We start from the raw sequence: 14042 nt of genomic DNA, 5'->3' as shown, positions 1-14042 counted from the left end.
TGCGTTTTCAGCCCACCAAAATGTCGTCAATCCGACAGAAATTACGTCGCATTTCCTCCTTCCCTCGGCCAGCAGTGCATTTAGCTGAGCATCTCGAATCGACGGCATGGAACCTGCTTGGCTGGAACAAATATATTTCAGGAGTCATTCAATGACTGCACCAGAGCGTGTCAAGCAATCCAGCGAATCGTCGACCTGGCTCGTACTGCCCTCCGAGGCCTATCGTCAGGCGGTAGACCAGGCCGATCTGGCGATTTCGATCACCGACGCCAAGGCCAACATCCTTTTTGCCAACGAAGCCTTCAGCCGGGTCACCGGTTACAGCCGCGAAGAGATCGTCGGCAAGAACGAAGCCGTTCTGTCCAACCATACGACGCCGGCCGCCACCTATCAGGCGATGTGGAAGGAGCTGGCGGCGCAGCGCCCGTGGTCGGGCAAGCTGCTCAACCGGCGCAAGGATGGCGATATCTATCTGGCCGAACTGAACATCTCGCCGGTAGTAGACAGTACCGGCAAGACCACCCACTACCTCGGCATGCACCGCGACGTCACCGAGCTGCATCGCCTGGAACGCGTCGTCCGCAATCAGAAACAGCTGATCGAATCGGTCGTCGACGCGGCGCCGATCGCCTTTGCGCTGCTCGACCCGACCGGCCGCATCGTTCTCGACAACCAGGAATACAAGAAGCTGGTCACTGACCTGCGCGTCAAGGAACCGGCCCACACGCTGCTCGATAGCCTGGCTCCGGACTGGCGCGAGGCCCTCGCCGAAGACCCGGGGCAATGCACCTTCGTCAATCGCGAGGCGCGCATCGACCGCCCGGCCGGGCGCGCCCGCTGGCTCTCGGTGACCTCGTCGGTGATCGACATCCAGAGCGACTGCGCCGACAGCTATTTCTGCGCCGCCGGCCAACCCGGCCTGCTGCTCGCCATGGCCGACATCACCAACCTGCGCGACGAACAGGAGCGCACCCGCGCCGCCGTGCTGCAGGCCGTGCTGGCCGAAGAGGAACGTACCGCAGCGATCCGCGAAGGCTTGTCGGCGGCGATTTTCCGGCTGGAAGAGCCGATGAACGTGATGGCCTCCGCCCTCTCCGTCCTGCAGCGCCGCGACCCGGCCGCGGCCAGCGTGCTGCAGCAGGCGCTGACCGGCAGCCGCGAGCATCTCGAGTCGCTGCGCCAGGTCATCCCGCCGCGCGCCCAGGAGATCGTGGTCAGCGTCAACCTCAATGAAATCCTGCGCGATGTGCTCGAAGTCAGCACGCCGCGCCTGCTCGGCGCCGGCATCACCGTCGACTGGCAACCAGCGGCGACGCTGCCGACCATCCTCGGCCGCCCGCTGCAATTGCGCATGCTGTTCAAGGCGCTGATGGACAACGCCATCGAAGCGATGAACGTCAAGGGCTGGAAGCGGCGCGAGCTGACGCTGACCAGCGTCGTCGAACACGACCGCATCGTGATCATCGTCGCCGACAGCGGCCCGGGCATTCCAGAAGACTGGCGGCACAAGGCGTTCGAGCCGTTCTTCACGGCCAAGGGCGGCAGCGGCCGGCATATCGGCACCGGCCTGTCGCGCGTCCAGCAGGTGGTCGCCGACCACGGCGGCATCATCGATCTCGACGAAAGCCCAAGCGGCGGCTGCGCGGCCATCGTCGAGTTTCGCCTCGACGGCGACCCGATCTAATAACAATAAATAGCGAGCACAGCATGCACGAACACATCATCCACAGCGCCGACGCCGAGTGCCCGCCCCCCGGGGGCTACTGCCGAACGCATGAACTCAACATCATGCTGCTCTCGGCGCTCTATGCCGTCAGCCGCGTCCTCAGCCGCTCGTTGGCCTTCAAGGAATCGCTCCGCGACGTGCTGCGCGTGCTGCATGACGAAGCCGGCCTGACACGCGGCCTGATCAGCGTGGTCGATCCGGAAACCGGCAACCTGAACATCCATACCATCTACAACCCGAACGGCCCGGACTCGGACGACGCCCAGTACGGCCCGGGCGAAGGCATGATCGGCCTGGTCCTCGAAAAACCACGGACGATTAAGCTGGCGCGCGTCGCCGACGAGCCGCGCTTTCTCAACCGGCAGAAGGTCTATCAACCGGAACTGCCGTTCATCGCCGTGCCGATCAAGGTCGGCGGCAACCTGCAGGGCGTTCTCGCCGTCCAGCCGGAAGCCGAGGAAGACGGCCTGCTCGAGGAACGCGCCCAGTTCGTCGAAATGGTCGCCAACCTGATCGGCCAGAGCCTGCGCCTGTCGCTCGAAGTGGCGCAGGAGAAATCAACCCTGGTCGAGGAGCGCGACCTGTTGCGCCGCACCGTTCGTCATCAGTTCGGTTTCGATAGCATGGTCGGGCGTTCGGCGGTGATGCGCCGGGTTTTCGATCAGGCGCGGATGGTCGCCAAATGGAACACCACCGTGCTGATCCGCGGCGAGACCGGGACCGGCAAGGAACTGATCGCCAACGCCATCCACTACAACTCGCCGCGCGCCCGCAATGCGCTGGTCCGCCTGAACTGCGCCGCGCTGCCGGAAAACCTGCTCGAATCCGAGCTGTTCGGCCACGAACGCGGTGCCTTCACCGGCGCCGTCGAGTCGCGCAAGGGCCGCTTCGAGCAGGCGCATGGCGGCACCCTGTTCCTCGACGAAATCGGCGAAGTCTCCTCGGCTTTCCAGGCCAAGCTGCTGCGTATCCTGCAGGAAGGCGAATTCGAGCGGGTCGGCGGCAGCCGGACCATCAAGGTCGATGTCCGGATCATTGCCGCGACGCACCGCGATCTGGAAACCGCCGTCGATATGGGCGACTTCCGCGAAGACTTGTTCTACCGGCTGAACGTCATGCCGCTCTTCCTGCCGCCGCTGCGCGAGCGGATCGAGGACATTCCGGAAATCGCCCGCCACCTGCTGACCAAGATCGGCAACGACCAGAAGCGCAAGCTCAGCCTGACCGACATGGCCCAGCGCCGGCTGGCCAACCATGAGTGGCCGGGCAATGTGCGCGAACTGGAAAACTGTCTGGAACGCGCCGCCGTGCTCTCCGAGGACGGCCATATCGACGTCGATCTGATCCGTTTCCCGAGCGCCCGCGACCGCGCCCCCGGCAAGCCGGCGCGGGCCGGCGGCAGCGTCGCCCCGGCCCCGATTTTCAGCCCGAACGCCGAGGTCGATATCGACGACCCCAACCTCTCGGAAAAGGAACGGGTCATCGCCGCGCTCGAACAGGCCGGCTGGGTCCAGGCCAAGGCGGCACGGATTCTCGGCATGACGCCGCGGCAGATCGCCTACCGCATCCAGACGCTGAACATCGAGGTCAAGCAGTTCTGAAGGCCGGCCGCTTTCAGTTCACCCGAAACGGCAGGAACTGGGTGTTGATCCGCTCATAGACCCCGTTGCGCAAGATGGCATCGAGCGCCTTGTCGAGCGACGCCTTGAGATCGGCTCGGTGCGGATTGATGCCGAAAGACGCGGCGCCCTCCAGTTCGGCGGCGTGCAGCACGCTGGGGGTCAGGCCGAACTGCAGGAACTTCGGGTTCTTCTGCAGCCCCAAACTGGTCATCAGGGGCACGACCACCGCCTGGGCGACGCCGGCCGACAGTTGTTCGAGCATCTGGCCATCGCTTTGCGCACTGACCACGTCCCAGCCCTGCGCCTTGAGATAGCGCTCATGCGCCGAGCCGCGAAAGGTCGAAACGCGGATGCCGCGCTGCCCCGGATCGATACCCGGGCGGGCGAACCACAGCGAAATCGAACGATAGACGGATTTGCTGAAAAGGATCTTCTCGGCCCGCTCCGGCGTATTCAGCAAGCCGACCGCGGCGATATCGAAATTCCCGGCCGCCAGATCATCAATCAGATAGTCGAGGCGGGTCACCTGGAATTGGCACCGCACCTTCATTTCCTCGCACAACGCCTGGGCAATCGTATAGCTGAAGCCGGTCAGATTGCCGCGGCTGTCGCGATAAGCCATCGGCGGCGCATCATCGAGTACGGCAACCCGCAGCACCTTGTCTTCCGCCTGCGCCAGTGGCGCTATCAGACCGCAAAGCAACCCCAGGCTGACGGTCAAAAGGAATCGGCAAACAGCCATTGATCAAGCCTGGCGACGTAATTAAAGGCACATCGTAGCATCGGAACGCGGCCGGGAAAAAAGCCGGCAAATAATCCGGCAGACGCCGACTTTTTCGTTATAATGCGCGCCCCACGCGTTCTTAGCTCAGTTGGTAGAGCGTCTGCCTTACACGCAGAATGTCGGCGGTTCGAGCCCGTCAGGACGCACCAGGTTTGCCCATGTGGCTCAGTGGTAGAGCACTCCCTTGGTAAGGGAGAGGTCGGCAGTTCGATCCTGCCCATGGGCACCACCTTTTTGGTTGGTGTCGCCGGTTTTGTCGCAAACATGACATAGCCGCATCGCGACAAGCCACTGAATCCATTGGATTCCAAGCTGGCATTACCCTTGCAATGACTCTCCCATCAACCAGGAGAGCTTCATGCCAAAACCCAAGAAACACGTACTAGTCTGCGTCCAGGGCCGCCCGGCCGGCCATCCGCGCGGTTCCTGCCAGGACAAAGCCTGCGCCCAGACCTGGCAGGCCTTCTCGGACGAATTCACCGCCCGCAACCTGTGGGCCTCCGGCTTCCAGCTGACCAATACCGGCTGCCTCGGCCCCTGCCATCTCGGCCCGAGCATCCTGGTCTATCCGGAAGGCGTGATGTACACCGGGGTCAAGCCGGAAGATGTCGGCGTGATCATCGACGAGCACCTGATGTTCGATCAACCGGTCGAGCGCCTGCTGGCGCCGGCTGATGTCTGGAGCTGAGACGATGAGCGCGATTCCCTACGAGATTGGCGACATGGTCTATGCCGCCGAAGACATCCTGAACGATGGCGGCATGCCCGGCGTGGACGAGGAAGAAGGCCTGATCGCCGCAGCCGGATCACGCGGCGTGGTGGTGCATTTCGGGGTTGCCGAAATGGACGAGAGCAAGGAAATCTATCTGGTGCGCTTCGAAAGCGGCCCGGACGGCCTGCTCGGCAACCCGGTCGGTTGCCTGCCGGAAGAGCTGACCCAGGAAGAACCGATCAGCGCCTGAGGGCAAGCCATGGCCAGAATCGGCATATTTTTCGGTACCGACACCGGCCGCACCCGGCTGGTCGCCAAGCAGATCGCCAAGAAATTGGGCGATGCGGCGGCGACCCCGGTCAATATCGGGCGGACGACGCTTGATGACTTTCTCGCCTGCGAGCTGCTGATTCTCGGCAGCTCGACGCTCGGGGCCGGGGAATTGCCGGGGCTGTCGACCGGCCTCAGCCAGCCGAGCTGGGAGGAATTCCTGCCGCAACTGGCCGACACCGACCTGGCCGGCAAGGTCGTTGCGATTTTCGGCCTGGGCGACCAGAAGAAGTACCCGGACGAATTCGTCGACGCCATCGGCATCATTCACGATGCGCTGGTAGCGCGCGGCGCCCGGGCCATCGGCTACTGGCCGACGGCCGGTTACCAGTTCGCCGCCTCGCAGGCCGTCGATGGCGAACATTTCCTCGGCCTGGCCCTCGACCAGATCAATCAGCCGCTGCTCAGCGAAGAACGGATCGATCGCTGGCTGGCGCAAATTCGACCGGAGCTGCAGCCATGAACGTCAATCCCTGGGCCGCCCCCAAGGCCCGCGAAATCCGCCGCGTCCTGGTCTCGCTCGACGAGCGCATCGCCCAGGCCTGCGATATCGCCGAAGACAGCGGCGACCCGAACATGGTCACCCTGCACCACACCGAGCTGAACAAATTGCGCGCCCATGTCTTCCTGCATGGTCAGCGTGCCGGCACCTACGGCATTTTCTACGAGTACCCGCACCCGGTACCGGGCATTCTCGAAAGCGAGGAAAACATCCCCTTGCCCAAGGTGCTGGAAAGTCTCGCCCTGCATTTCGACGCCTGAGCGCTGACCCAGCCGACACCTTCTGTCGGCTTGTCGACATCGTTGTATAGTTAACAACATAACGAAGTCGCAAACCCCACCAAAACCCGCCCAAACCGATCTATTCAGCTTGCTTTCCGACTGGCACCGGACTTGCTAATACTGAGTATCGTTATATAACTTTGTATATCTTGCTTATGAAACCGGAAACGCCATCCGCCACCCGTTCGCCTGCCACCAACCTCGGAAAAAGCCGGAAAAACCGCCAGGCGGAGCGCCTGCCGGCCTGGGGCAGCCACCTGCCGGACGAATGGCTGGACGCGGTCGACGCCCCGCTCTATTTCGCGCAATACAGCGAATACGAAATCAGCGCCGATCGCACGGTGGGTTACGACGCCGACGATCAGGCCTGCTTCACCGCCTACCGTTTCGAACTGACCGAGTTGGCCTCGGACGACGACGAGGAGTTCTACCAAGTCGTCACCTACAGCGAGGAACTGGCCGCCTGGCGCCTGCGCGACGAGCGCTGGCTGGTCTATCGCCGGAGCAGCGCCAGCGACTGCCGCTCGCCCCGCGGCTTCTACGCCTTCAGCCAGACGATGCCACGCTAAACCGGAGCCTGGCCAGCATCTCAAATTGGGAAGGCTTATCGGTATTTGCTTGCTTACTGATTTTGTTATTTACAGCCACATCAACTGTTCTGGGGGAACGTATGCCAAGACTCATTTCTGAAAAACAAGCGATAGAGCATGGTCACAAGTTTGCTCTTCGACTACTACCTGCACTGCTGGCCGCAGCATTCTCAATGCAATCTGCCGCTGACACCACAGACAGCAAGACTGGCAGCGCCGCAGCAGAGAGCAACGTATTCACACTTGGCCAGATCACCGTCAGTGCCAAGCGTGAAGACGAGACGCCGCTTGGAACCGCTACGCTGGATCGTGAGCAGATTTTGGATTTCAGCCGGGATGCTCTGCCCGAAGCGTTGAATATCATCCCGGGGGTAACGACGACGGCTGGCTCGGGAAGCCGTAACGAATCGCTCATCAGTATCCGTGGCTTTGATCGCTGGCAGGTTCCATTGTTCATGGATGGTATTCGCCTGTATTTGCCGGCTGACAACCGGATCGACTTTGACCGCTTCCTGACGCCCGACTTGTCTGAAATCCAGGTGTCGAAAGGCTATGTCTCCGTTCTCAACGGCCCGGATGGGATGGGCGGCGCGATCAATCTGGTGACGCGCAAACCGGTTAAACCTTTCGAGGGAGAGGCACGCGCTTCGGCCTCGTTCGGCAATGATGGCAAGTACAGCGGCAATACCGAGTACGTTAGTGTCGGCGGACGGCAGGAGTCATATTATCTTCAGGCCAGCGTTGAACAACGCGACATGGACCACTGGCGGGTATCGAATGACTTCAAGCCGACGGTTGCCGAAAACGGCGGCGACCGTGACAACACCAGCAAGAAGGACTGGCGAGTCAATCTGAAAGCCGGCTTTACACCAAATGCCACCGATGAATATTCGCTGAATTTCGTCAAGCAGGAAGGTGAAAAACACGGCATCGGCGCGGTAACCGGGACATCGACGATCAGCACTTGGGACTGGCCGACCTGGGACACCTCCAGTCTTTATTGGTTGTCGCATACCCAGCTTTCCGACAAGACCTATCTGAAGACCCGTGCGTACTACAACACCTTTGAAAACACCTTGGTTGCGTACACCAACGTTTCACTGAATACCCAGAATTTCGTCAGCTATTACGACGACAACGCCAAGGGCTTCAGCGTCGAAGTTGGCACCGATTATTTTGCTCAGCAGACCCTCAAGGCAGCTCTCCACTATCGTCGAGATGAGCATAAGGAGTGGCAATACACCCGTGCAGCGACGACGACTACGCCTGCCAACTTTACCGAACCAGCCCAAAAAACGGTCGAGGATACCGTCTCCGTGGCTATTGAGGACACATGGCACATCACGTCGAAGTTCGATCTAGTTGGCGGGATCAGTCGCGATACCCGTTATTCGAAGCAGGCGGAGGAGTTTGCAAGTCCCGGCGGCTCGATTCCCTCGCGACTTTTCAATCAACCCATCTCGGACAGCTATGCGACGAATTATCAGGCTGCCGGCATCTATCGCTACAGCAATACGGGCAAGGCCCATCTCTCTGTTTCCGATCGCACACGATTCCCGACGATGTTCGAGCGCTTCAGCTCTCGCTTTGGTGGTGCCATTTCAAACCCCTGGATCAAGCCCGAACGGGCCACGAATATTGAACTGGGCATTGCCGATGTCCTGATGTCAGGCATTCGTGGTGAAGCGGCAATTTTCCATAGCGAAGTCAAGGATGCCATTCAGTCGGTTCCCATCGTCTATAACGGGACGACCTATAGTCAGAGTCAAAACGTCGGCGAAGCAACATTCAAGGGCGTCGAACTGGGTCTAACGGCTGCCGTGTCGTCCTCGCTCGAAGTGGGGGGAAACTACAGCTACATCGATACGCAGTTGAACAACCCGAACGATTCAACTGCCCGCCTGACGACCACGCCGCAGCACAAGGCTTTCATCTACGCCAAGTGGCGCCCGATCAGCGGACTGACCGTCATTCCGGCTTTGGAGCACGCCAGCGACCGTTGGTCCAGCAAGGCCGTCGGTACCGGCTATGTCAAAACAGGTGCCTACGATCTGCTGAGCCTCAAGTTGGAATATCTGCTCATGCGCGACTGGTCGGTTTCTCTGACCGGCCGCAATCTGACCGACAAAAATTATCAGTTGGTCGATGGCTATCCGCAGGAAGGGCGCAATTTTGTCCTAGCCACCCGCTTCCAGTTCTAGGAGGTCACATGAACCACCTGATCAAGCCCGCCATTGCCGCCGTCGTGCAACGCGACAACGGCGGTATCGACGACCTCGTCGCCGGCTTCGCCATTTCCCTGATCAACCGCGGCTGGCGGGTTCGCGGCCTGGTCCAGGAGATGCACCAGGGCCGGCACGGCTGCGCGTTTTCGCTGGTCGATCTCGACGACGGCAAGCTCTACCCGATCACCCACGACCTCGGCCAGCATTCCACTTCCTGCCGCCTCGACACCGCCGGCATCGCCGAGGCCAGCGCGGTTTTGCGCCGCATCGCCGAGGAAGGAGCCAATCTCGCCGTCTTCAACCGTTTTTCCGGACTGGAAGCGCATGGCGAAGGCTTCAGCGCCGAGATGCTGGAGATCATGAGCCGGGAGATTCCCTGCCTGTGCGTCGTGCCGGAAAAGCATCTGGCAGCCTGGCGCCAATTTACCGGCGGGCTGGCAATAGAACTCGAAGGCAACCGTGCCGCGCTGGAAAGCTGGTTTTTCGCGACACCGGTCCAGCCATCGGCAACGGGCGTTCACATGCCGTTCATCGGTCGGACAAAAACACTGCATCAGACGGGAGAACACGCATGAACGTCCCTTTCAAGAACAGCCGCCGGCAATTCATCCAGGGCGCCGGCCTGCTCGGCCTGAGCCTGGCCGGCCCAGCTTTCGCCGCGCCGCAGACCGTGACCGTCGTCACCAGCTACGCGGACGAATTCGTCTCGCGGATCGAAGCCGCTTTCGAAAAGGCTTACCCGCAATACCGCCTGCGCGTCGTCTGGCGCATGCCGAACGATGCCGCGCCCTACCTGCAGCAGCCCGGCCACGGCGGCGCCGACGTCTACTGGTCGGCCTCGCCGCGCACCTTTGCCCGCCTCGCCACGGCGGGCGTCTGGCGCAAGCTGCCGATCGACCGCCAGGCGCTGCCCGACCATGTCGGCCAGACCGAGCTGGCCGACCCGGCCGGCTTCTACACGGCCAGCGAAATCGCCGGCTTCGGCTTTGTCGTTGCGCCGTCCGCGCTGGCCGCCCGCGGCCTGCCGCTGCCGACCGACTGGGACGACCTGACCGATCCGCGCCTGGCCGGGCTGATCGCCCTGCCCGTCCCGGCCCGGGTCGGCTTCGCCCCGCCGATGGTCGAAATCGTCCTCCAGGCCTACGGCTGGCAGCGCGGCTGGGCGCTGTGGAGCGAAATTTCGGCCAATGCCCGCCAGGTCGACCGCGGCTCGACCTTCGTGACCGATGAGATCACCGCCGGCCGCTGCGCCGTTGGCTTGTCGATCGATTTCTTCGTCAATTCGGCGATTGCCAACGGGGCGCCGCTCAGCTTCATCTACCCGCGCCACACCGGCCTCAATCCGGCCCATGTCGCCGTCACCCGCGATTGTGCCAACCCCGACGGCGCCGCCGCCTTCGTCAATTTCCTGCTGTCGACGGGCGGCCAGAAGCTGCTCGCTCACCCGGACATCCGCCGCCTGCCGATCCGACCCGACGCCTATGCCGGCTTGCCGAAAACCTCCTTCAACCCCTTTGCCGCAGCCGCTGCCGGCGGCCTGCAATTCGACAGCGCCGCCGCCCGCCCGCGCCTGGCCACGTCGGCCAGCCTGTTCCAGCAGATGCTGATCGAACCGCACGACGAATTGACCGGGCTGTGGCGCCGCCTGCAGGCAGCCGAGCAGGCCGGCAAGCCAGTGCCGGCCGTCCGCACCTTGCTCAGCACGCCGCCGCTCGACGAAGCCGCCGCCAACGATCCGGCCCTTCACCGCCTGATCGGCCAGCGCCTGGAAGGCGAAAACCCCGGCACACCGACGCCGGCGGAAATCGCCTGGAGCGCCGCCGCCAGCCGCAACCGCACGGCGGCCCGCCAACTACTCGAGGAGGCCGGAGCATGAGAGCGCCTATCCTCCTTCTGCTTGGCGCCTGCCTGCTGGCACCGCTGGCCCGCGCCGATGAACCCGCGCCGGCGACCGACCGCGAAGTCCTCAGTCGGCCGTTGGCCGGCCTGAACGGCGACGAAAACGAACGCTTCCGGCGGGGCCGCAGCCTGTTCCGCCAGAGCTGGGTAATCGCCCCGGCCAACGACACCACCGTCGACGGCCTCGGCCCGCTTTACAACCGCCTGGCCTGCATCTCCTGCCACGCCAAGAACGGCCGGGGCGGCGCCCCGGAACAGCCGGCCGAGCGCATGCAGTCGATGCTCGTCCGCCTCTCGATCCCCGGCCGCAATGCGCAGGGTGGGCCGCTGCCGCACCCGGCCTACGGCGACCAGTTGAACGAGGAAGGGATTCCCGGCGTGCCCGGCGAAGGCCGCGCCCAACTGCATTGGCGCCACAAGCAGGTACGCCTGGCGGACGGCAGCGCGGTGGCCCTGCGCTGGCCGAGCGTGCGCTTCTCCGAACTGGCCTACGGCCCGCTCGGCAAGGTGCTGGTTTCGCTGCGCGTTTCGCCGCACGTCGCCGGTCTCGGCCTGCTCGATGCCGTCGACGACAAGACGCTGGCGGCGCTGGCCGCCGAGAAGAAAGCGGATGGTGTGCGCGGCACGGTCAATCGCGTCACCGACCGGGCGACCGGCCAGCAGGTGGCCGGCCGCTTCGGCCTCAAGGCCAACATGCCCAACCTGAAACAGCAGATCGCCGGCGCCTTCATCGGCGACATGGGCATCACCTCGCCGCTGTTCCCCGGCGAAAACTGCACCCCGGCACAATCGGCCTGCAGTACCGCGCCCAACGGCGGCAAGCCGGAGCTGAGTGAGGTGCAACTGGCCGAGATCGAGTTCTACCTGGCCAACCTCGCCCCGCCACCCCGCCGGCAGAGCGACGACCCGACGGTCAAGAAAGGCGCCGCGCTATTCGCCGAACTGGGCTGCGCCACCTGCCATCGCCCGGCGCTGCTGACCGGCGAGGTGGCGCACAATCCGCGCCTGTCGCGCCAGGTTTTCGCACCCTACACCGACCTACTGCTGCACGACATGGGGGCGCCACTGGCCGATGGCCGTCCGGACCATCTGGCCAGCGGCCGCCAGTGGCGCACCGCACCGCTGTGGGGCCTCGGCGCGCTGCAGGCGATCAACGAGAACACCGGCCTGCTGCACGACGGCCGGGCGAGGACCGCCGAGGAAGCCATCCTCTGGCACGGCGGCGAAGCCGAAACCGCCCGCCGCCGCTACGCCCGGGCCAGCCGGGAGCAACGCCAGGCCGTGCAGGCCTTCCTGCAATCGCTGTAAACCGCCGGAGCGGGGGACAAGCAATGGTTTTTTGGTTAGGCCGAGCGCGGCAGTTGTTTGTCCCGGGCCTGGCGAGCCCGAAGTTCCGGCTCGCGGTTAACCGCTGCCGCGGATTTCTGCATCAAGGCCACCAAGGCGGCCGTCAGAGCCGTCAGGCCCCAGAACATGAAAAACCCCACGGAATAGACCACCATCGGACTCCACGAAACAGGCTCACCGAACAGATAGAGGAGCTGCGGGTCGATCACCGCGAAAAATACCGTTTCACCGAGGATGGCGGTAAAGAACGACAGGGCGAGCAAGTTGATCCATTTCGACATAGCGGTCTCCCGAAGAGATTGATCGAAGCAGTTTCAAACCGTGCCGGCAAATTGGTTTTCCGGCCCCGATTCGACAACGCCTTGCGGCAAAGTTCCAGCAACAGCCAGAACGCCTCGCGCCAAGGCGGGGGCGAGGCCTGATCCATCAATCCGCTGCAACGGCAGGGCAGCAGGGAACATTTTCCCGGCCCAACAAAAAAAGCGGCCGCGCCCCCCCTGAAAGGGTGTTGCACTTTCTGAAGAAGCCCCAACGTGAAAAAAAGGGGGGGGTTCTTGGCCGAAGCTCTATAGCTTAGGTGTTGCTCAATCCCATCCGAACGACTTGGAACCCTTGAAATATTTCGCATACGGGCCTGTACGGATGTAATTGAATACTTCGTCCCTTTGTTCGCTCGTCAAAGATGCCCACATAGATAAATGCACAGATGCAGCGTATTTATCCAAATCAGGCGCATCGGGATAGCGGCTCCCAAACACTTTCAATAGGTCAGCCCCCTTCAACTCAGCCGTGCCGGTTCTGGCATGGTAAACCGTGTTCTTTATACGCAACCCCTGTATGACCAGTTCTTGAAGGCCAGATGAATCGTCATCCAACCATTGAACCGCCTTCGCATATTCATAATCAAGGTTGAGGTTGCTGTGGCGGTCAGAAGAATCACTACCAAATAAATAGTTTGTCCATGCCGCCGCTCTTTGGGCCACACGATTCCTATCCAAGCCTGGATTCTGTGATGATATGTAGGTGGTAATTGACATATACACAGTGAGCAACGCCACCTCTGAAATGCCATCTGCGTAGCTTAAAAGCCGCTTGGCTCGGCCAGAAAAAAACAGTTTTTTGATAGAGTCAAACATGGCTCTCCTGCTGAGGATTATTCATAGTACAAGACCATATTCAACAGAACAATGCAAAAAGGGAAGGGAACCCCGAAGGATTCCCTTGAATGCTATGCAGTGCGGACTTGGCCGAAGCAAAGTGAAAGCTGATCTGCTACTCACCAACCTTTTGTTGGCTACAATAGCTGGCCCAGTTCCGCCCCACGACTGGCTATGCTCTAGTGGGTGCTACACACTTTCAGAGCGGCTTGGGCCGCGACCGCCTTTTCCCGGCAAGCCAATAACGGTCAGGCCGGCACGCCGAGAATCACGTGGCTGGCCTTGATCAGCGCCGCGGCTTCGCTGCCTTCCTTCAAACCGAGTTCAAGCACCGCTTCGTTGGTCACCACGGCGTACACGATCGAACCACCGGGCAGGACGATGCCGACTTCGGTATTGACCGCGCCCTTCTGCACCTTGGCGACTTTTCCGGCCAACTGGTTACGGGCCGAGAACTTCACATTGGCCGGCCCGGCCAGCAGCATGACCCACGGTGCCTTGACATAGGCGACGGCCTCCTTGCCGACCGCCAGGCCGAGCGATTTGACGCTGCCCTCTGTCACGATTGCGACAATTTTGTCGCCGCCCGGCAGGGTCAGTTCGACTTCGGCATTGACGGCACCATCGACCAAGGCGCTGATCTTGCCCTTGAATACATTGCGTGCGCTGACGTTCATGAGGTTCTCCTGGCTGAGTTAAGGATTCTGGCCCGCTTTTCGCTATATACAAAATATACTAACGATTTATTGTCGGGTCAGCGACACTGTAGTCGCCTCCGTCTGGTAAAGACAACCATAGCGCCACACCGTTTTTCGGGTATTTGATCGGAACGAAGCTGGGTTATAGTCATCGCTGTATAACTTACGA

Annotated in this window: 15 protein-coding genes and 2 tRNA genes; 13 read left to right on the top strand and 4 right to left on the bottom strand. The window is 62.0% G+C overall.

From position 1 onward, the window contains the following. Nucleotides 1-151 precede the first annotated feature (151 nt). The gene (nifL, locus tag KI611_RS07500; RefSeq protein ID WP_226419198.1) at nucleotides 152-1684 is read left to right on the top strand and encodes a nitrogen fixation negative regulator NifL; all 1533 of its coding nucleotides are present in this window, start codon (nucleotides 152-154) and stop codon (nucleotides 1682-1684) included. A 23-nt stretch (nucleotides 1685-1707) separates the two neighbouring features. Then, entirely contained in the window at nucleotides 1708-3327 is a 1620-nt protein-coding gene (gene nifA / locus KI611_RS07495; protein WP_226419197.1) for a nif-specific transcriptional activator NifA, read from the top strand. 13 nt (nucleotides 3328-3340) lie between these two features. Here the strand turns inward: nifA and KI611_RS07490 are convergent, their stop codons facing one another. Next, nucleotides 3341-4069: a substrate-binding periplasmic protein gene (locus tag KI611_RS07490; RefSeq protein ID WP_226419196.1), complete on the bottom strand. Its 729-nt coding sequence runs from the start codon at nucleotides 4067-4069 to the stop codon at nucleotides 3341-3343. 136 nt (nucleotides 4070-4205) lie between these two features. Here KI611_RS07490 and KI611_RS07485 point away from each other — a divergent pair. The 11 genes from KI611_RS07485 (at nucleotide 4206) to KI611_RS07435 (ending at nucleotide 11979) form a co-directional block, all read left to right on the top strand. Continuing rightward, a tRNA-Val gene (locus KI611_RS07485) sits at nucleotides 4206-4281 on the top strand. A gap of 5 nt (nucleotides 4282-4286) precedes the next feature. Next, nucleotides 4287-4361: transfer RNA gene (locus tag KI611_RS07480), tRNA-Thr, on the top strand. Nucleotides 4362-4490: 129 nt separating this feature from the next. Continuing rightward, entirely contained in the window at nucleotides 4491-4820 is a 330-nt protein-coding gene (locus tag KI611_RS07475; protein WP_226419195.1) for a (2Fe-2S) ferredoxin domain-containing protein, read from the top strand. Nucleotides 4821-4824: 4 nt separating this feature from the next. Beyond that, nucleotides 4825-5094 (top strand): nitrogen fixation protein NifZ, encoded by a 270-nt coding sequence (locus KI611_RS07470; protein WP_226419194.1) that lies wholly within the window; start codon nucleotides 4825-4827, stop codon nucleotides 5092-5094. Nucleotides 5095-5103: 9 nt separating this feature from the next. Continuing rightward, nucleotides 5104-5637 carry a flavodoxin gene (locus KI611_RS07465; protein ID WP_226419193.1) on the top strand — a complete coding sequence of 178 codons (534 nt, stop codon included), beginning with the start codon at nucleotides 5104-5106 and terminating at the stop codon, nucleotides 5635-5637. After that, on the top strand, nucleotides 5634-5936 hold the full coding sequence (locus KI611_RS07460; protein ID WP_226419192.1) for a hypothetical protein: 303 nt from the start codon (nucleotides 5634-5636) through the stop codon (nucleotides 5934-5936). The genes KI611_RS07465 and KI611_RS07460 overlap by 4 nt, the downstream gene beginning before the upstream one ends. Before the next feature lie 176 nt (nucleotides 5937-6112). Next, the gene (locus KI611_RS07455; protein WP_226419191.1) at nucleotides 6113-6526 is read left to right on the top strand and encodes a hypothetical protein; all 414 of its coding nucleotides are present in this window, start codon (nucleotides 6113-6115) and stop codon (nucleotides 6524-6526) included. 101 nt (nucleotides 6527-6627) lie between these two features. Beyond that, entirely contained in the window at nucleotides 6628-8748 is a 2121-nt protein-coding gene (locus KI611_RS07450; RefSeq protein ID WP_226419190.1) for a TonB-dependent receptor plug domain-containing protein, read from the top strand. 8 nt (nucleotides 8749-8756) lie between these two features. Beyond that, nucleotides 8757-9347, top strand: a complete 591-nt coding sequence (locus KI611_RS07445) for a DUF2478 domain-containing protein (protein ID WP_226419189.1) — start codon at nucleotides 8757-8759, stop codon at nucleotides 9345-9347. Beyond that, nucleotides 9344-10648, top strand: a complete 1305-nt coding sequence (locus KI611_RS07440) for an ABC transporter substrate-binding protein (RefSeq protein WP_226419188.1) — start codon at nucleotides 9344-9346, stop codon at nucleotides 10646-10648. Before KI611_RS07445 ends, KI611_RS07440 begins: the two co-directional genes overlap by 4 nt. After that, nucleotides 10645-11979, top strand: coding sequence for a di-heme oxidoredictase family protein (locus KI611_RS07435; protein WP_226419187.1), 1335 nt, complete (start codon nucleotides 10645-10647; stop codon nucleotides 11977-11979). The genes KI611_RS07440 and KI611_RS07435 overlap by 4 nt, the downstream gene beginning before the upstream one ends. A 35-nt stretch (nucleotides 11980-12014) precedes the next feature. Here the strand turns inward: KI611_RS07435 and KI611_RS07430 are convergent, their stop codons facing one another. From KI611_RS07430 to KI611_RS07420, 3 genes are all read right to left on the bottom strand, one after another. Next, on the bottom strand, nucleotides 12015-12299 hold the full coding sequence (locus KI611_RS07430; protein WP_226419186.1) for a hypothetical protein: 285 nt from the start codon (nucleotides 12297-12299) through the stop codon (nucleotides 12015-12017). A gap of 303 nt (nucleotides 12300-12602) precedes the next feature. Beyond that, complete coding sequence (locus KI611_RS07425; RefSeq protein ID WP_226419185.1) at nucleotides 12603-13154, bottom strand: hypothetical protein; 552 nt, start codon at nucleotides 13152-13154, stop codon at nucleotides 12603-12605. 269 nt (nucleotides 13155-13423) lie between these two features. Then, entirely contained in the window at nucleotides 13424-13852 is a 429-nt protein-coding gene (locus KI611_RS07420) for a TOBE domain-containing protein (protein WP_226419184.1), read from the bottom strand. Nucleotides 13853-14042: the final 190 nt, after the last annotated feature.

This window comes from Dechloromonas denitrificans (genome assembly GCF_020510685.1).
GTDB classification, from domain to species: Bacteria; Pseudomonadota; Gammaproteobacteria; order Burkholderiales; family Rhodocyclaceae; genus Azonexus; species Azonexus denitrificans_A.
Note: the sequence above shows the minus strand (reverse complement) of the source record. Positions and strands in the feature narration are given on the sequence as shown.